At 39.6% G+C, this 16,875-nt stretch carries 17 protein-coding genes and 1 riboswitch; of the genes, 3 read left to right on the top strand and 14 right to left on the bottom strand.

Going from position 1 to position 16,875, the window contains the following annotated elements:
* Positions 1–7 precede the first annotated feature (7 nt).
* Both cysK and CZ434_RS03460 read right to left on the bottom strand, forming a co-directional pair.
* On the bottom strand, positions 8–928 hold the full coding sequence (gene cysK / locus CZ434_RS03455; RefSeq protein WP_077621814.1) for a cysteine synthase A: 921 nt from the start codon (positions 926–928) through the stop codon (positions 8–10).
* Positions 929–972: 44 nt separating this feature from the next.
* The gene (locus CZ434_RS03460; protein ID WP_077621815.1) at positions 973–1,269 is read right to left on the bottom strand and encodes a rhodanese-like domain-containing protein; all 297 of its coding nucleotides are present in this window, start codon (positions 1,267–1,269) and stop codon (positions 973–975) included.
* Between the two features lie 186 nt (positions 1,270–1,455).
* A riboswitch (Lysine riboswitch) is annotated at positions 1,456–1,646 on the top strand.
* Positions 1,647–1,816: 170 nt separating this feature from the next.
* On the opposite strand from CZ434_RS03460, the gene dapA reads away from it, so the two are divergent.
* Positions 1,817–2,704, top strand: coding sequence for a 4-hydroxy-tetrahydrodipicolinate synthase (gene dapA / locus CZ434_RS03465; RefSeq protein WP_077621816.1), 888 nt, complete (start codon positions 1,817–1,819; stop codon positions 2,702–2,704).
* Positions 2,705–2,774: 70 nt separating this feature from the next.
* Here dapA and CZ434_RS03470 read toward each other — a convergent pair whose 3' ends face one another.
* The 11 genes from CZ434_RS03470 to uvsE form a co-directional block, all read right to left on the bottom strand.
* Positions 2,775–3,146, bottom strand: a complete 372-nt coding sequence (locus tag CZ434_RS03470; RefSeq protein WP_077621817.1) for a helix-turn-helix transcriptional regulator — start codon at positions 3,144–3,146, stop codon at positions 2,775–2,777.
* A 173-nt stretch (positions 3,147–3,319) separates the two neighbouring features.
* Positions 3,320–4,579, bottom strand: coding sequence for a threonine ammonia-lyase IlvA (gene ilvA / locus CZ434_RS03475; protein WP_077621818.1), 1,260 nt, complete (start codon positions 4,577–4,579; stop codon positions 3,320–3,322).
* 137 nt (positions 4,580–4,716) lie between these two features.
* The gene (locus tag CZ434_RS03480) at positions 4,717–5,658 is read right to left on the bottom strand and encodes a DMT family transporter (protein WP_077621819.1); all 942 of its coding nucleotides are present in this window, start codon (positions 5,656–5,658) and stop codon (positions 4,717–4,719) included.
* A 175-nt stretch (positions 5,659–5,833) separates the two neighbouring features.
* The gene (locus CZ434_RS03485; RefSeq protein ID WP_077621820.1) at positions 5,834–6,721 is read right to left on the bottom strand and encodes a gamma-glutamylcyclotransferase family protein; all 888 of its coding nucleotides are present in this window, start codon (positions 6,719–6,721) and stop codon (positions 5,834–5,836) included.
* Positions 6,722–6,843: 122 nt separating this feature from the next.
* Complete coding sequence (locus tag CZ434_RS03490; RefSeq protein WP_077621821.1) at positions 6,844–7,722, bottom strand: Cof-type HAD-IIB family hydrolase; 879 nt, start codon at positions 7,720–7,722, stop codon at positions 6,844–6,846.
* Positions 7,723–7,869: 147 nt separating this feature from the next.
* Entirely contained in the window at positions 7,870–8,922 is a 1,053-nt protein-coding gene (gene add / locus CZ434_RS03495; RefSeq protein WP_077621822.1) for an adenosine deaminase, read from the bottom strand.
* A 113-nt stretch (positions 8,923–9,035) separates the two neighbouring features.
* Positions 9,036–10,163 (bottom strand): glutamate 5-kinase, encoded by a 1,128-nt coding sequence (gene proB, locus CZ434_RS03500; RefSeq protein ID WP_077621823.1) that lies wholly within the window; start codon positions 10,161–10,163, stop codon positions 9,036–9,038.
* 230 nt (positions 10,164–10,393) lie between these two features.
* The gene (locus tag CZ434_RS21920) at positions 10,394–10,555 is read right to left on the bottom strand and encodes a hypothetical protein (protein WP_179107158.1); all 162 of its coding nucleotides are present in this window, start codon (positions 10,553–10,555) and stop codon (positions 10,394–10,396) included.
* 74 nt (positions 10,556–10,629) lie between these two features.
* Positions 10,630–12,507: an alpha-E domain-containing protein gene (locus CZ434_RS03505; RefSeq protein ID WP_077621824.1), complete on the bottom strand. Its 1,878-nt coding sequence runs from the start codon at positions 12,505–12,507 to the stop codon at positions 10,630–10,632.
* Entirely contained in the window at positions 12,500–13,954 is a 1,455-nt protein-coding gene (locus CZ434_RS03510) for a circularly permuted type 2 ATP-grasp protein (protein WP_179107159.1), read from the bottom strand. Before CZ434_RS03510 ends, CZ434_RS03505 begins: the two co-directional genes overlap by 8 nt.
* Before the next feature lie 98 nt (positions 13,955–14,052).
* The gene (gene uvsE / locus CZ434_RS03515; RefSeq protein WP_179107160.1) at positions 14,053–15,024 is read right to left on the bottom strand and encodes a UV DNA damage repair endonuclease UvsE; all 972 of its coding nucleotides are present in this window, start codon (positions 15,022–15,024) and stop codon (positions 14,053–14,055) included.
* Positions 15,025–15,151: 127 nt separating this feature from the next.
* On the opposite strand from uvsE, the gene CZ434_RS03520 reads away from it, so the two are divergent.
* Complete coding sequence (locus CZ434_RS03520) at positions 15,152–15,466, top strand: DUF948 domain-containing protein (RefSeq protein WP_179107161.1); 315 nt, start codon at positions 15,152–15,154, stop codon at positions 15,464–15,466.
* A gap of 393 nt (positions 15,467–15,859) precedes the next feature.
* Positions 15,860–16,465 (top strand): YitT family protein, encoded by a 606-nt coding sequence (locus CZ434_RS03525; protein ID WP_342745725.1) that lies wholly within the window; start codon positions 15,860–15,862, stop codon positions 16,463–16,465.
* 127 nt (positions 16,466–16,592) lie between these two features.
* Here CZ434_RS03525 and CZ434_RS03530 read toward each other — a convergent pair whose 3' ends face one another.
* Positions 16,593–16,874 carry a hypothetical protein gene (locus tag CZ434_RS03530; protein WP_077621828.1) on the bottom strand — a complete coding sequence of 94 codons (282 nt, stop codon included), beginning with the start codon at positions 16,872–16,874 and terminating at the stop codon, positions 16,593–16,595.
* Between the last annotated feature and the right edge of the window lies 1 nt (position 16,875).

The raw sequence follows: 16,875 nt of genomic DNA on the forward strand, positions 1-16,875 counted from the left end.
TTTATCGTCAACTATCAAACAAGTTCATGCTCATATATCTTTCCCCTGTATCAGGTGCTATACAGACGACGCGTTTTCCCTTTCCTAACCGTTTGGCAACTTCTATTGCAGCATATACTGCAGCTCCACCTGAAAGACCAGTCAATATCCCTTCTTTTGAAGCCAGGTTTTTAAACGTATTAACCGCATCTTCATCGGCTATCTGAATAATTTCATCGTAAATATTTGTATTCAATATCTGCGGAACAAAGCCAGGGCTTGTACCAACCAATTTGTGTTTACCAGGTTTGCCGCCGGATAACACTGGGGACCCCTTGGGTTCGACTACAGCTATATATAGATCTGATAGCTTTTCTTTCAATGTTTCCCCTGTTCCAGTTACAGTTCCACCAGTTCCGGCGGTTGCAACAAATGCATCCATTTTTCCTTCCATCTGTTCCAAAAGTTCTATCGCTGTCGTGTTGCGATGGGCATCCGGATTTGCCGGATTTTCAAATTGCTGCGGGATAAAACTTCCCGGAGTGGATTCATGAAGTTCATTTGCCTTTTCTATCGCTCCCGGCATCTTTTTTTCACTAGGAGTCAAAACTACTTTTGCACCAAATGCTTTCAGGATATTGATTCGTTCGGTTGTCATGTTATCCGGCATAACCAAAACAGCTTTATATCCCTTTGCTGCAGCAACCATGGCTAATCCGATACCGGTATTGCCGCTAGTTGGCTCAATAATTGTATCACCAGGCTTGATTAAACCTTCCTGTTCTGCCTTTGTAATCATGTTTAATGCTGCCCGGTCCTTGACGCTCCTCGTCGGGTTGTACATTTCCAATTTAACATAAACATCTGCTGCATCTTCCGGTACTAACCTGTTTAATTTAACTACAGGTGTATCACCGACTAATTCCGTCATGTTCTCTGCTACTCTCATTGTTTACCACCTATTCATCAAAAAAGTTGATACGCCGGGGGAAATTACTCTACTTCCCCTTCCCAAGCGAGCATTCCTCCGGTCATGTTACTAACCTTATAACCTTGGTCTTCGAAATATTTTGCGGCTCTTTCACTTCTTCTTCCAGAGCGGCAAACAAAAATATATTCTTCAGTCTTGTCTAACTCATCTTTATGATCCTCTATTGTTCCTAAGCGAATGTGACGGGAACCGGGGATCTTTCCCGTTGCTACTTCCTCGTCTTCCCGGACATCAATAATATTCACATTTTTATTATCTTTTAATAGTTGCTCAACTTCATTTGTTGATATCTCTTTCATTTATCAAGCACTCCTTTTCCTACCCGATATTTATTTCCCTTTATATCTTAACAATCGGACAAGAAAAAGTACAAACATACACTACTGGAAAAAGGTGCAGGAAAATGAATCTTTTTTAGTGACAGGCTATTCTCTATCTGTTATATTTTAAGTAATAATTTAATCTGCTTTACTTCACTCTTTTGAAGTGAGGATAGAGGTGCAAAAACCATTAGTAGACAACCGGAGGATGATGAGATCCTTTGAAGGTTTGTCGAAAGGGGAATTTGCCGAAGTGGACAGAAACTCATCCTTCTCGTTCACTGGTTCTGTATTTAACAAATGCAGAGCTGTCATATAGCTGAATTTGCGCGGTTATATGGAGGGCTATCTCATGCATCCTGCTAATAGTGATGCAGCAACGAGGCCCTCGTTGCTGTTTTTTTGTGCTATTAAACCCTAACTAACAAATTTGTTCTTTGTAATGAGATAGCCTCTATTCATATGGATTTTAGTCTCCGTACTTGGTTTATATGATTTTCAAAACTATGAATAGAGGTGTTGTGAAATGAATTTTGGTCGTGTACTAACTGCTATGGTGACCCCATTTGACCAGGCTGGAAACATTAATTATGGACAAACAGAAAAACTGATTAACTACTTGTTGTCCAATGGTACGGACGGATTGGTCGTAAACGGTACAACAGGCGAGTCCCCTACACTGACAAAGGAAGAAAAACTCCAGTTAATACAATTCGTCGTAAAGACGGTAAAGGGCAGAGTTCCGGTTATTGCTGGCACAGGTTCAAATAATACCAGGGAATCAATCGACTTGACCATACAGGCAGAGTCGATTGGTGTAGATGGAATTATGCTGGTGACCCCTTACTACAACAAACCTTCACAGGAAGGTATGTATCAACATTTTAAAACGATTGCTGATGAAACGCGTCTTCCGGTCATGCTTTATAACATTCCAGGCCGTAGTGCGGTCGGTATGACCCCGGACACCATTATCAGGCTTTCCGAAGTAAGTAATATTGTATCCATCAAAGAAGCTAGTGCTGATCTTGATGCTATGACAAAGATTATTAGAGACACGGCTGAAGATTTCACCTTATACAGTGGTGATGATGGATTGACATTGCCTGTATTGTCCATTGGGGGTAATGGAGTGGTATCTGTGGCGTCACATATCATCGGTAATGAAATGCAGAACATGGTGCAAAGTTATTTCGCTGGAGACGGTGCTTCAGCAGCAACAATCCACCAAAATATTCTCCCGATTATGAAATCATTATTCATGGCTCCGAGCCCTGCCCCGGTAAAAGAGGCACTTTCCATGTTGGGATTGGAGGTCGGTTCTGTAAGACTTCCTATTTTGCCGCTTAACAAGAACGAGAAAACAGTTTTGGAACAAACTCTTCATTACTTAAAAAAATACAATGTAAGTTAAATAAAAAGAGACACTTTTTCCTCAAATGATAAGAAAAGGTGTCTCTTTTCTCATTTATACCTGCTTGATATTAGTAGTTGTCTCTAATAGCCTTGTCCAAAAGTGCCTTGCACCGATCCAACTCAACTTTCATCAATTTTTTATAAGCATTTGCCTTTTCCTTGCCATCCTCAGTGAAATTGTAATAGACTACTTCTTGGTATTTATTTCCCTCTCTTTTTTCTTTGATTTGATAGATGATTCCTTGCTCAATTAGTTCATGAAGTGATTTATAAATTTCCGGATGATGAGGCTGATATCCGAGATCGGAAAATTCTTGTTTTAATAAATCTCTTAGCTTTAATCCATACAAATGTTTATTCTCGATGAGAGTAATCAAGTATAATTTTAAAAAGGCCCTTTGCTTTACTAAAAATCCACTTGAATTTCTATGTTCTCCCATGTTAGTCCTCCTTGTTTGTTCTTGTCTTGCTGGATTGGTCGTGTGTTTATTCGAGTTATGCTGTTGTATGGGGCGAAATTTAAAACATTTAAATGTTTATTTAGAACATAGTTTTGTTAAAACATTCTGTTCCAAGAAAAGGACCTTCTACTGAAAGCCCCTGAAAATTCCTATCAAATTAATAAATTGAATAAATCTTGATCCTTGTTAATTTCGATGTATGAAAATCCTTTTTTATTCATTCGGTTGATTAACGGCTCATAATCACTTTTGTTCTTTAATTCTATTCCCACCAATACCGGTCCTTTATCCCGGTTATTTTTCTTTGTATATTCGAACCTGGTGATATCATCGGTTTCACCTAAGACGTCATGCATGAATTCTCTTAATGCACCCGCTCTTTGTGGGAAATTGACGATAAAATAATGCTTGTATCCCTCATAGATCAAAGATCTTTCTTTTATTTCCTGCATCCTGTCTATATCATTATTACCCCCGCTGATAATACAGACAATATTTTTTCCCTTAATCTGATCTTTGTAATAATCAAGTGCAGAAACCGGCAATGCTCCTGCAGGTTCAGCGACAATAGCATTTTCATTATACAAGTCTACTATTGTTGTACTGATTTTCCCTTCAGGAACTAATACGATGTCGTCGATAATCTCTTTGCTGATATCGAAAGTAAGCTTACCCACTTGCTTCACACTTGCTCCATCGACAAACTTGTCGATTTTATCAAGCGTAACCACTTTGTTCTCTGACAGAGATTTACTCATGCCAGGCGCTCCTTCAGGTTCTACACCAACTACTTTTGTCGAAGGACTGATGTTTTTTATGTACGAACCGACGCCAGAAACAAGTCCGCCTCCACCAATTCCCATGAAAATGTGAGATATAGGTTCTTCAATGCTTTCTAGTACTTCCAAACCGATCGTGCCTTGTCCAGCAATTGTGCGGTAATCATCGAATGGATGGATAAAAGACATTTTGTGTTCATCACAGTAAGCGACTGCTTCGTGATAAGAATCATCAAAAGTGTCTCCATTTAGCACAATATCTACTGAGGAACCACCAAAAAATTCTACTTTTTTAACTTTTTGTCTCGGTGTGGTACTTGGCATGAATATTTTCCCTTTGACACCTAAAGCTTTACAGGAATATGCCACACCCTGAGCATGGTTCCCGGCACTTGCGCATACAACCCCGTTTTTTAGTTCCTCTTTCGTGAGGCTTTGCATTAGATTGTAAGCACCTCTGATTTTAAATGACCGAACCACCTGTAAGTCTTCTCGCTTAAGAAACACGTTACATTGATAACGCTCTGATAAAATTTGGTCTTTTTGCAGCGGTGTCTTAAAGACCACATCTTTTAAGGCTTGGTGTGCAATGATAATATCTTTAATATCAATCGTTCTCATTTTTGTGCTCATTCAGATTTTCCTTCCTGCTGAAAAAATGGTTAGACTCATACTATCATAAACATATGAAATGTAAAATAAGATATCATTATTTTCTTAAAATTTCGTCTATATTTTATAAAAAAAGGCAGCTGTATATACAACTGCCCTTAATAATATGCTTTTTGCTTTTTCCGATACCCCAATCGTGTATCTCTTTTTCCTGCTTTTCTATTATAAACTGTTAAAAACAAGGAACAGATTACTAGAAGGAAACCGAACCATTGCCATCCATTTAATAAATCGCCAAAAAGTACAACACCGATAAATACAGAGACGATTAGTTCGAATGCTGATAAAATGGCCGCTTTACTCGATTCAACGCTTTTCAAACCAGCAGTGTACAATATATAGGCCAATATAGTTGAAATAATGGAAATTCCCAATATATTCATCCAGACTTCAGTTTGAAGAAAAGCAGCTCTATTTTCCCATACCGAACTAGTCGGCACTGTGAGCAAGCTTCCGCACAGCATAGAATAAAAAGTCACAGTAAGAGGATGGTAGAGTCTGCTGACATGCTTTCCGATAATGCTATAAAGAGAACAAAATACTCCTGAGAAAATCCCTAACAACAGAGTGATCACTGAAATGTTTACATTCCCGATTGGAAAAAAACCAATTACAAACCCACATCCAATAATTGTCAATATAATAGCCGAGCTTTTACGGACTGTAATAGTCTCTTGATAATATAACCTTGCAATAACTGCGGCAAATATCGGGGAAGTATAAACAAAGATGACTGCAATGGATAAAGATGCCCGCTCCATCACGGCAAAATAACACCAATTGAATAGAGCAATACTAAAAACGCCCAGTCCAAAAAAGTAAGGCAGATGTTTACTTTTAATTCTCAAATATGGTCTTGCAAACGTAAGCAATAAAATGAATAAAAGAATACTGGAAACTGCAAGCCTGACAGCAACCACTTCCCACGGAGAAAAACCGAACCCATATAAACTTTGTACAAATAATCCAGTAACTCCCCAAAAAGCTGCACCTAACACAATTAAGCCATAAGCAAATGAACCATTCATTCTAAATTTCATAGTCACACACCCTTCCTTTTCTCTCTCTCTGACAGGTTCAGGTTATATGCTTTCGACTACTACTCGAAGCATCAAATGGATTCGATCCACAAAAATTTATCTCGCGGATGTTAAAATTAACAGTATGGGAAATTCATTTTATTTTTGTTTATGGAAGGAAAAGTATCCAGTAATTTTAAGATATGACCGCTTCGTCCCTATCATCCACTATTGAAATATTAAACTTTGTCAATAAATGCCGCTCTAATTTGTTAAAGTATTCGTTGCTGACAAATCCCTGGGCACCGCGCAATATTTCCGTGGCATAATGGATTGGAGGAGCAACTTCCTCAACCTTATCAATCACCAGAAATGTAAGGACATTCTTAAAGAACGTTCCGTCAATTTCCACATCGATGAGAGCCGGACGATAATGTTTTCCGGCTACACCTTCTCTTACGAACAAATAATCCAAAGCTTCTTTTTTCAATTGATAAACTTTTCCTTCGACATACCCTTCAGATTCTATCATGTCCGCCCTTCCGCCGTCTTCTGCTGCTCTTGAATAGGCAAGCGTGAAGTTTTTGGCTTTGCCACAACCGACAATATCTGCGAAATAACGATCCACACCCGCAATTGTAAATCGTTCACTATCCATGCAGGAACCATAAGCGAAATAAAGAATTTCATCTGAATCAAGATGCTTGTGACATTTCCAGTCACCGGATGGCACTTCTTCATGAGTATTCTCAATTAAATTCGAAAAATAGACATTTGCCATCAGCATCCCTTTGTCTGATTGTACTTCCCTGATAACTCTCTCACATTGTTTCTCTCTTCCGGATCCCTCGTAACCTTCCAGTTCATCCAATCTTTTCAAAGTCTCATCGGTTACTTCATAAACTTCACCATAAACACTGCTTTCTCCTCCAGCTATCAATACAGGATAACCATTCCCTGTATCAAATAGCTTTCCATATGTCCAACTTTGCTTGGAAATGCTATTACTATCCTTTAGGAAATGATGATTAGGCTCATGTTGACGTAATGTACCATACACGAATACCAAGTGTTTATTCTGCATTCTCAATCTCCCTGTTATATATTATATAATAATAATTATTAAAAAACGTTAATTATAAACAACGACTGCATTATAGCAGATTATCCATGTTTATGCAAACTTGTTGAAAAAGGAGAGTTGATTTAAGTGTTAGATTGTCTGGTTTTCATCAATTGGCGCAGCACCATAGCAACCCCATTTTCATCATTTGAAAGTGTTATTTCGTCTGCTGCATTTTTCATAAATTGTCCAGCATTATTCATGGCAAAACTCAAACCGGCTTCTTCAAACATAGAAAGATCATTTTGACTGTCACCTATAGCTATGATGTTGTTATTCTTCACACCGATTTCTTCCGCCACTATGTTCAGCGCTATACCTTTGGAAGCATTTATATCTTCCAGTTCAAAATTGTGTTCGCCGGAACTGACCAATGTGATGTCTTTCCGGTTTTTAAACCTTTCAATTCCTGCAGCCAATTTACTTTTATCAAAAGAAAATGCAAGTATATTGTAAATATTCACGTCCGATCCCTCTAATATTTTAACACTGGGAATAATAGAAAAACCAAATTGACCGAATTGCAGCCTTGCAGATTCTTTCAACCGATCAATGTCAGCATCCGGGTTGGCACTGTGGATTCTGTCAATTTCAATATCGATAATTTGTTTGCCGTTTAAGGGGGTGTATATTTGATCGTCACTGAATACTTCATAATAATATTCTTGTTTCTCCAGCCACTCGATAATCGAAACAGCCGACTCTTTTTCCAATGCTACAGAATGAAACAATTCACCACTAGGTTTATGGACTGTAGCACCATTGGCACCAATGATCCACGTTTGTATTCCGGATCCCTTGAACAGATGGCGTACATCGAACTGGCCTCTTCCTGTAGCGATAACGACTTCGATACCTACTGACTGAGCTTCGCGAATCGCTTTTATGTTCTCTTTGCTGATTTGGCCTTGAGAATTCAAAAGTGTACCATCCAAGTCGATTGCTACCAATTGTTTTTCCATGATAATTCTCCTCCGAATTCGTCTGCTTGGAATTTTATTGAGTGTATAATAACATGAATAGGCTTTAACACCGGGCTTTTCGAAAAGACAAGTCTGAGATCACAAACAGAGGAAGATTTCGCAAGAGGCGAATCTCTTTAGTGAGTGTTAAAGGGATTCGTTCATGTTGATGTTCTTAGCTGTTTCTAAAAATCTATTAACCAATAAAGCTTTTTGTTCCTTGTCTACAAAGGCGGCATTGATTCCATTAAGCACCAATTGAACCATTTCATCCTTATCGAATCCATACTTTTCATGTAGAATCTGGTATTCCCGTGAAATAGTTGTATTAGATACAGTCAAATTATCCGTATTTATTGTAACAGGCAAACCATAGTCAAAATAGTCCCTCACAGGATAGTCTTTCCAACCTGCACATGTTTTTGTTTGAATATTGCTTACTGGACACATTTCCAATGGAATTTGTTTTTCTCTCATCAAATTTAAAAGGCTGTCATCTTCACGGAGACGGATACCATGTCCAATCCTGTTTGCATGCAGCGCATGGACAGAATGATAAATATTATCGGCGCCACCAGCTTCCCCTGCATGAATTGTGATGGGAAGACCACACTGTTCTGCCTTTAGAAATATTTGCTTAAAAAGAAGCGGCGGGAAAGATGCTTCATCTCCTGCTAAATCAACGCCTGCTAAGCCTTTACCTATATAGACTTTAGAAGCATCGATCACATCTAGATTAGCGTTTTTATCATGATGTCTCAAACAGCATGCGATTAACCCGGTTGTCACTCCAAATTCCGCTTCCCCTCTTTTAAGACCCATGAGGACAGCTTCCAAAATTTCAGGGAGAGATAAACCTTTTTCCCGATGCAGTTGCGGACCGAATCTAACTTCTATATATATGCAGTTTTGGACTGACACTTGCGCTACCATTTCGTAGGCTGCCCGTTCCAAAGCATACTTTGTTTGCAAAAGCGGCAAAACGATCTCAAATCTGGTTAAGTATTGTCTAAGACTGTTGCAATCCTCATCAATTTGCAGATAGGGACGGAGTCGATCCTCGGTAGTAGCAGGAAGTGGTATTCCGGATATTTCAGCTAATTCCAGTACGGTTTTTGGATTCAGGCTTCCGTCCAAGTGTAAGTGAAGGTCAACTTTAGGGATTTCTTTTATCCAGTTATCGATAAGTGGTCCGTTCATACGATACAACCCCTCTCATTTCGTTTAAAGCTTTCATAAGGATATTATATCGATTTTAGCTGTCGGGAAATCCACCTTCTACCACTTTGTAATAAAATGTGCCCTGAATTCTTTTATATTTTCAGCTGTTCTTTTTTTGGAAAGAGATACAACTTGTCGCGGTGAACAGCTTCACCTGGTTTAAGTTCTAACGTTTTGTCAGCTATTTCCCAACTATTCAAACCTTTAATATTCCGCAACACCTGTGAACTGTAGCCGACTTCTCCTCTACCGATCACCTTACCATCCTGGTTCAGGATTTCTACTACTTGCCCGGAAAGAAAATCCCCTTCGAGCTCCTTTATGCCAGCAGGAAGAAGACTTTTCCCATTCCTGATAAGAGCAGTTTCAGCCCCTCTATCAATCGTTATACTTCCATGCACATTCGAGTGCAGAGCAATCCATTGTTTATTTTTTTTCATATTGTGGAGAGGTTTTTGACCAATATACGTTCCATCTCCATTCCCTGTCAGCACTTCGGTTAAAGAATCCGCTCCCTTTCCGATGAATACCGACACTCCCAAAGATAATGCTGTCTTGGCAGCGAACAATTTGGATTTCATTCCCCCAGTGCCTACTTTTGAACTGGATTGATCTTCCGCAAACGACAGATATTCACCCGTAATTTCAGGTAGATAGTCAATTCGCTCTGCTTCCGGGTTGTCGACAGGATTTCCCTTGTACAACCCGTTTACATCTGTCAGCAGTAATAAATGGTCCGCATTGACAAGACCGCTGACAAGAGCCGATAACATATCGTTGTCACCGAAAGTCAGTTCTTCTATGGACACCGTGTCATTTTCATTGATGATCGGGATGACAGATTTTTTGAGAAGTTCTTTTAAAGTGTTGTATACATTTGTATATTTCTCTTTGTGGCCAAAATCATCTCTTGTCAGTAACAGTTGGGCAGCCGTAATTCCCTCTTGCATAAAAGCATTCGTATAGGCTTGGATCAATAAACCTTGCCCTACTGCGGCGGCTGCTTGTTTTCCTGAGATTGTAACAGGCCTGTTCGTATATCCCAAATTAGGAAAACCTGCTGAAACTGCACCTGAAGAAATAAGGATGACTTCATGGCCCTGCTTCTTTAATTCAGCGATGGCTGAAACATAACCCTCAAGTTTTGCCAAGCTCAGTCTTCCGTTCCCTTCGGTCAATGAGCTACTGCCGATTTTCACTACAACTGTTTTTCTGGCCATAGGTGCCTATCTTCCTTTCTATGAAAAAGACTCCTTCTGTCCTGTTAGGTAGTAGACAGAAAGAGCCATATCCGTGTTTATATCCACATATGGATGGCATGCGAAAATATTGAGATTAGAGGTAAGACTAAGAACCAAAACTTAGCCTCGAACATTCTCCGACTATATCAATAATATAATAATGACATTATGTGCCTAATTTTCAGAATTGTCAATAATGTATTGATTAATTATTTCCTGTTCTTTTCCTCACTTTGTTCTTCCTCTATGATTGCTGCTATATTGCTGGAATGCCACCGTTGTGCAGTCGAATCATCTACCTCGTATTCTTTTCCTTCCCTTAACAGTTCTCCATGATATGCAGTTTGAACTTTCATCTTGACTGTCAACATCGTTAGTTCTCCTTTGATAATAATAAGATAAACTCTGCTGAGTCATCTTCATTCTCCAGTATAACCAATTTATTTTATTGGTCCAACAATTTCACCGATACACGGACATCCAAGCTGTGGCCACCGCCTCTGTATACTCCTTGCAAAGGACTAACATCTGCATAATCTCTCCCCGTACCTACTCTTATATGGTTTTCCAAAGCCTCTACATTATTGGTCGGATCCAATCCTACCCATCCGATTCCCGGAACCATTACTTCTACCCATGCATGTGTCGCAGAATCCCCGATCAAGGCAGAATTTTCCCCTACATATAGATAACCGCTGACATACCTGGCCGGAATGCCATTTTCCCGAAGTATGCCTATCATCACGTGAGTCAGGTCCTGGCAAACACCTTTTTTTAAGCTGAACGATTCCTGTGCCTTTGTTTCTACATGTGTGGCTTCTCCATTGTAAAGAAAATTATCATGCAAGTATCTCATGACGTCCAGAGAAAAAGTGATCGGATTTTTCATTTCGCCTATTTCTTCTACAACCGATTCTAGCTGTGAGGGAGCCAGGTAGGTGTATTCCGTTTCATTCAAAAAGGACAGATAATGGTGTCGAAACAATTCAGAGTGAAAAATCGCACTCATTTCCGGCGAAAACTCGATTCGATGGATGAAAGGACTCCGCTGAATGCTCACAATCGACGTCGACTTCACCACTAAATGATTATGTTGTTCAGGGATGAAAAATGTTTCTACATGGTTCCCCCATAAATCCACGTGTTCTTTAGTAAGAGAGGAAGGATTGATTTCTGTGCGATAAGAAAGCAAACGCTGGCATTCATCCGTGCGCGGTTTCAACCTGATTGTATTCATGCTTTGGTTGACCGCGGTGTCATAGTCAAAGGTATTGATATGTTCTATCTCGTATTTCATGAACGATCTACTCTCCATATTCCCTTGTTGATGTTGAACAAAGAGATGCTCTTTTTCAAATTTATGTGTGGGTTCAATTAAATAATATGTTTCCGAGAAAATTTTGCCAATTTTATTGCACTGATTTTGGAAGTTATCTAAAAATTGACTTAGCTCGTTCAAATTTACCTCTTTTATTTTCACTTCATTGAAATCCTTGATTAGTGATTCAAGAGACAAATAAAGATTTCGGGAGTAATGAGAGACCTTTCCATCCTCCATATTATAGACGGCTTCCCTCACGTGGTCGATACAGTAACCGATCGACCGTGGAAAACTCCGGTCCGTCATCAGGAAAGATAGTACATTTTTCGGATTCATAATCGGTGGGTATTGTTTTAAATATGCATTATATCCATTAGCTAGCTGAAGAGCAGACCTCCAATAATAATTGCCTTTTGGCGTGGCAAAACCGTCTTCACCTTTATTGCAAGAAACATTCAGGATTCTTGCACACTTTTCCGCCCTTTCCAGCCATTTGCCGATTTTAATGAATTTGTACGCTGCCCCGCTTCTTCCCATAGAAGCTTCGACTGCTCCTTGTGCTGTCAATGCCGCAAATTTTATTTCTTGCAATAAAGCTTGCAGGCTTTCCCTTGATAGTTCCTCCGTTTGCATATTCATGATTTTAAGATAAAAATTATTCCAAATTTCCCATAAATCATCAGGCAGGTGATCTCTTGTCATCCGGGCATTTTCCCTTGCAAGCTTAATACAGTTAAAGATGGAGTTTGTATTTTCCTTTGAAAATGTTAAATAATCGATGATTTCCCTATCACTGACTTCCACTTTTGCATATCGGGAATAAAAATCTGCTTTAGATGCACAAATTTCCAGTAATAAATCCCAATCATTATCAGCGGGATTTATTTGTTCGGACGCTTCTAATACTTGGATTAAATGGACACTAAGAATCCGTGCATTGTTTTCGGCCCGCTCAATATTGCGGCTCATCCAGTATAAAGAGTCGGCAACCCTGCTAAGCATCGGCATGCACCCCCTCTTTAATCACCCAGGTGTCTTTGCCTCCGCCACCTTGAGAAGAATTGACTACCAGCGATCCTTCTTTCAATGCAACTCTGGATAGCCCGCCGGGAAGCACATTGGTCTTTCTTCCTCTCATTACAAATACCCTGAGGTCTACATGACATGGATAAAAACGTTCATTCTGGAAAGCAGGCGCCCTTGATAACTTTATCGTCGGCTGAGCAATATACTGGTGTGGCTCGTTAATGATCTTGTCCCGGAAAAATTCGATTTCCTGTTCACTGGCATGAGGGCCTATAAGCATATCGTATCCACCAGAAGCACCGACGTTTTTTATCACCAGCTTATCTAGTCTTTCAAGAACCCAGCTTCTTTTATCCGGGTCTTGCAATCTATAAGTCTCTACATTGGAGATGATCGGTTCTTCATTCAAATAATAACGGATGAGATCCGGGACATATGAATAGATGGCTTTGTCATCGGCAACCCCATTGCCTACCCCGTTTACAATTGCCACATTTCCGTTGCGGTAAGCTCTCATCAAACCAGGAACGCCTAGAGTGGTGTCTGGACGGAATTCGACCGGGTCCAGAAAGTCATCGTCTATTCTGCGGTAGATAATATCGACACGCATCAAACCCCGGATTGTTTTCATAAATACTTTGTCGTCTTTCACAAGCAAATCTCTTCCTTCGACTAATTGAATCCCCATTTGCTGTGCAAGGAACACATGATCATAATAAGCCGAATTATATCTTCCAGGTGTCAGCAGTACGGCAGTGGGAGAACCTTTTGCGAATGTAGATGGTACGTGATCCAGTACTGCTTCATGTAAGTGGGATAGCTGCGGTTCGAGCGTCTCGATAGAATGATTGGAAAAGAGTTCCGGATAAACTTGCCTCATTACAAATCTGTTTTGATATACATATGACATGCCGGAAGGGTTGCGCAAATTATCTTCCAACACGCGGTATTCCCCCGTTTCATCTTTGATTAAATCAATACCGGCGAGAAATATATGATTTCTTAACGGAATATTCAACCCTTGGACCTGATGATAATAATATGGATTGTTTTCCACTAATTCCCTAGGCACAATTCCGTCATTTACTATATTTCGATCATGATAAATATCTTCTAGAAACAGGTTAAGCGCGTCTGTTCTCTGAATCATTCCTTTTGAAATCTTATTCCAGTCTTCTCGTGGTATTATAATTGGAATGAAATCAAAAGGCATGGTTCGTTCTGTACCAACATTTTCGTTATAAACCGTAAAAGTAATCCCTTGTCTCAAAAAGGAGTGTTGGGCTGTTTCATGTTTCCGTTTTAATTCCCCATCGGAAAATTGTCGGAGTATATTATAAAAATTGTCGTAATGTCCTCTTGGCTTTCCGTAGGCATCCAGCATTTCATCAAAAAAGGGTTCTGTTCGATAAGGTTTAAACAAAGCAGCTACTCCTTTACATTTGATTATAGATAAGTGGCCTAATCTTGATTTCGACATTATGAACGGAAATACCTTCTTTTTTCTGAAATTTCAAAAATCTAACGGAGGAATCTGAATGTACTGTCGTTTATCCACTCAAGGTGTGATAGGGATTTTAACTCTTCGACAAGTTTGAACAGTGCCTCATCTTTTTGTTTGGCTTCTATCATACAGTCCACTTGATCTACGGAACCATCCACATTGCTTGCAAACTCCACAAACGTCTTCATATCTATATAATCTGCATGGTGCCTGAATTGTTTGTCGCTCTTCGGGCTGGAAATATGCATTTTCACCGGCAAATCAGACGACCTCCAGGTATCGACGATTCTCTCCCAGTATGAATCAAGCCAATTTGGTTGGGTGTGATTGGCCTGGTGATGATGGAGGTCAAAAACCATAGGAATACCAAGCTTTTCACAAAGGAAAAGGACATCGCCTGCATTATAAGATTTATCGTCATTTTCAAGCATAATCATTTGCTGCAGTCGAACAGACAACCTTGCCCAATTTTCTATGAACCTTTCCAATGAGCGCTCTTTGTCCCCGTAAGTACCTCCGACATGTAAAACACATCGGTGTTTTGTGTCAAATCCCATGCCTGTAAGCAGTTTGTAATGATACTGCAAGACAGTTACGGAATTTTTCAATATTTCTTCCCGATCCGAATTTAGTACAACAAAATGGTCTGGGTGAAAGTCGACCCTCATCTCGTTGTTTATGGCAAAGTCCCCCAACTCTTCCAATTTAGCTTTGATACCTTTCATATAATTCCAATCATTCAATTCTTCATGAGTAGCCAACGGAACAAGTCTTGAGCTCAAACGGAAAAAGAATATTCCAGAAGCTTTATTGTGTTTCAGCAGCCTAATGCTGTTTTCTATATTGGAATTTGCTATCGTTATAAGTTTGTTTTTGGCAGCCTCCTGATCAGCATAATGGCTGAAATTTTTATACGTCACCGTTTGTGAAGGTGAACTATTTTTCACGTGTTTACTCATAGCTACATAACCTAGTCGAAAAACAGTCATCATGGCACCTCATTTCTTTTCCATCCCTTTCAGTCAACCTTGTTTTTCCATTTTTGGTCTGGCCTTGTTATTATTCACCATTGTCCGGGTATGTACTCTATATAAACCAAGGAAGGAGAATCGAATAATGATCATTGTTTATATCAGTTTAGGCATTGCAGTTACAGCATTGGTAATCGCAGTTGTTATCGGTAATAAAGCTAGAAAGGGAATTCAGGGAGCAATCAAGGAGATGTCAAGCTCAATGGAACCTGTTCAAGCGGACTTGAACAAAATAAGCGAACAATCCAATCAACTCTCCGCCAATCAACAAAAAATACAAGAGGATTTCAACAGAAAAAGTAAGGATATCAAGACTTCCATTAAAACAGCTAAAGAAATACCTGGACTATACAAAGAATTGTTCGACACTGATAAATTCCAATACAATACGAATCTGTAATAAGAACGAGGCTGGTTGCAGCTTCGTTTTTTTGTCCCCGCAACAGAAGACTTCACCTTTCCATCTTGTTGCCTTGCCTATTCAGAAATTAAGCTGTCTGCCAGAGTCTTGACAGGCTGATTTTCTGCTTGAAAGTCTTTTCAAAATAATTTTAATAAACCTGTAAGGTATGGCAGGGCCTCCTGTATGGACGAATGAAAAAGACAGGAACTGAGTTATTATATACCGAGCATTCATAATCACCTTTGGTGAGAATAAACATAAAAAGACAAGCTTTAATATACTCCCATACTCAAAGCGGTATTATTTTTTCATGCAAAGGAGTTTGAAAATGCTCAATCAAATTTTCTATTTAAACGATATAGAAGGAAAAAAATAATTTTGCACCAATATTTGACGTCCTACTGTTGGATTACAATGGGAGCATTAATTCAAGGCTTGGCGATGGCAGTGTTCTTATTTCCTCATTCCATTCCCTCTGGCGGGGCGGCCGGAATAGCAGTACTACTCAACTATTGGTTCAACATTCCACTAAGCGTAGCACTCTGGATTGTTAATTTTTCCCTGTTGGTTGCAGCTATCCATTGGCTTGGAAATGGAAGTGCGCTTGGTACGATGTACGCAATTACCATAACGTCTCTAGGAGTCCACTTATTCAGCTCTGATACTTTCATGCTTTCTATCAACACATGGATCGACCTTTTGCTCGGATCGATTGTACTTGGTATGGGTATAGGGCTTCTCTTAAGGGAAAATGTTTCAAACGGCGGTATGGGAGTGATTGCGTTGATCGTTGCAAAATATAGAAACACACCTCCCGGCAGACCGTTGCTGTTGTTGAACGGATCGATTTTTCTTTTGACTGCTTCAATCATCGACTGGAAAATCGTGATCCAGGCAATTGTCTGCCAATGGATTTCCACTAAACAAGTTGATTTAGTCTATAAATGGCATGTCCCCGCCTTGTTTCAACCTATATTTCTTCGCCGTAAGAAATAATCAAATTGTTCTGTTCTTGGGCCTGATTGCCATCCACTTGTCCTACTTCCGATTAAAAAAGTGAATGGAGCTAAAGCAAAAAACTAAACCGCCTTCCTGCATATGAAAGGCGGTTGTTTCTTTGATATTAACTTTCTTCTTCGTTCTCCAACTCGACCTTCTGTCCTCCTATTGTCAGGTAAGACAGTACGTCGAGATTTGGTTTGAGTTTAGTCAACCCTTCCAGATATGGTTTGACCAAGTCCTTGAAGTCTTCTTTGACTCCTTCTTCGGCAAGCTGGCCATACACATACATCTTATCAGACTCCATCAAAAACGCCATATAACCAACTGCTTTATTTTTGTCATCCACTATATTCAGAACTTGAGCATTTTCCTTTAAAAATTCCGGGGAAAAGTAAATTTGCATA

The sequence above is a fragment of the Sediminibacillus massiliensis genome (assembly GCF_900156915.1).
GTDB classification, from domain to species: domain Bacteria; phylum Bacillota; class Bacilli; order Bacillales; family Amphibacillaceae; genus Sediminibacillus_A; species Sediminibacillus_A massiliensis.

Coding starts and splice junctions, on each gene's coding strand:
- cysK (WP_077621814.1), bottom strand. CDS start 928: ATGAGAGTAGCAGAGAACATGACGGAATTAGTCGGTGATACACCTGTA.
- CZ434_RS03460 (WP_077621815.1), bottom strand. CDS start 1,269: ATGAAAGAGATATCAACAAATGAAGTTGAGCAACTATTAAAAGATAAT.
- dapA (WP_077621816.1), top strand. CDS start 1,817: ATGAATTTTGGTCGTGTACTAACTGCTATGGTGACCCCATTTGACCAG.
- CZ434_RS03470 (WP_077621817.1), bottom strand. CDS start 3,146: ATGGGAGAACATAGAAATTCAAGTGGATTTTTAGTAAAGCAAAGGGCC.
- ilvA (WP_077621818.1), bottom strand. CDS start 4,579: ATGAGCACAAAAATGAGAACGATTGATATTAAAGATATTATCATTGCA.
- CZ434_RS03480 (WP_077621819.1), bottom strand. CDS start 5,658: ATGAAATTTAGAATGAATGGTTCATTTGCTTATGGCTTAATTGTGTTA.
- CZ434_RS03485 (WP_077621820.1), bottom strand. CDS start 6,721: ATGCAGAATAAACACTTGGTATTCGTGTATGGTACATTACGTCAACAT.
- CZ434_RS03490 (WP_077621821.1), bottom strand. CDS start 7,722: ATGGAAAAACAATTGGTAGCAATCGACTTGGATGGTACACTTTTGAAT.
- add (WP_077621822.1), bottom strand. CDS start 8,922: ATGAACGGACCACTTATCGATAACTGGATAAAAGAAATCCCTAAAGTT.
- proB (WP_077621823.1), bottom strand. CDS start 10,163: ATGGCCAGAAAAACAGTTGTAGTGAAAATCGGCAGTAGCTCATTGACC.
- CZ434_RS21920 (WP_179107158.1), bottom strand. CDS start 10,555: ATGTTGACAGTCAAGATGAAAGTTCAAACTGCATATCATGGAGAACTG.
- CZ434_RS03505 (WP_077621824.1), bottom strand. CDS start 12,507: ATGCTTAGCAGGGTTGCCGACTCTTTATACTGGATGAGCCGCAATATT.
- uvsE (WP_179107160.1), bottom strand. CDS start 15,024: ATGACTGTTTTTCGACTAGGTTATGTAGCTATGAGTAAACACGTGAAA.
- CZ434_RS03520 (WP_179107161.1), top strand. CDS start 15,152: ATGATCATTGTTTATATCAGTTTAGGCATTGCAGTTACAGCATTGGTA.
- CZ434_RS03530 (WP_077621828.1), bottom strand. CDS start 16,874: ATGCAAATTTACTTTTCCCCGGAATTTTTAAAGGAAAATGCTCAAGTT.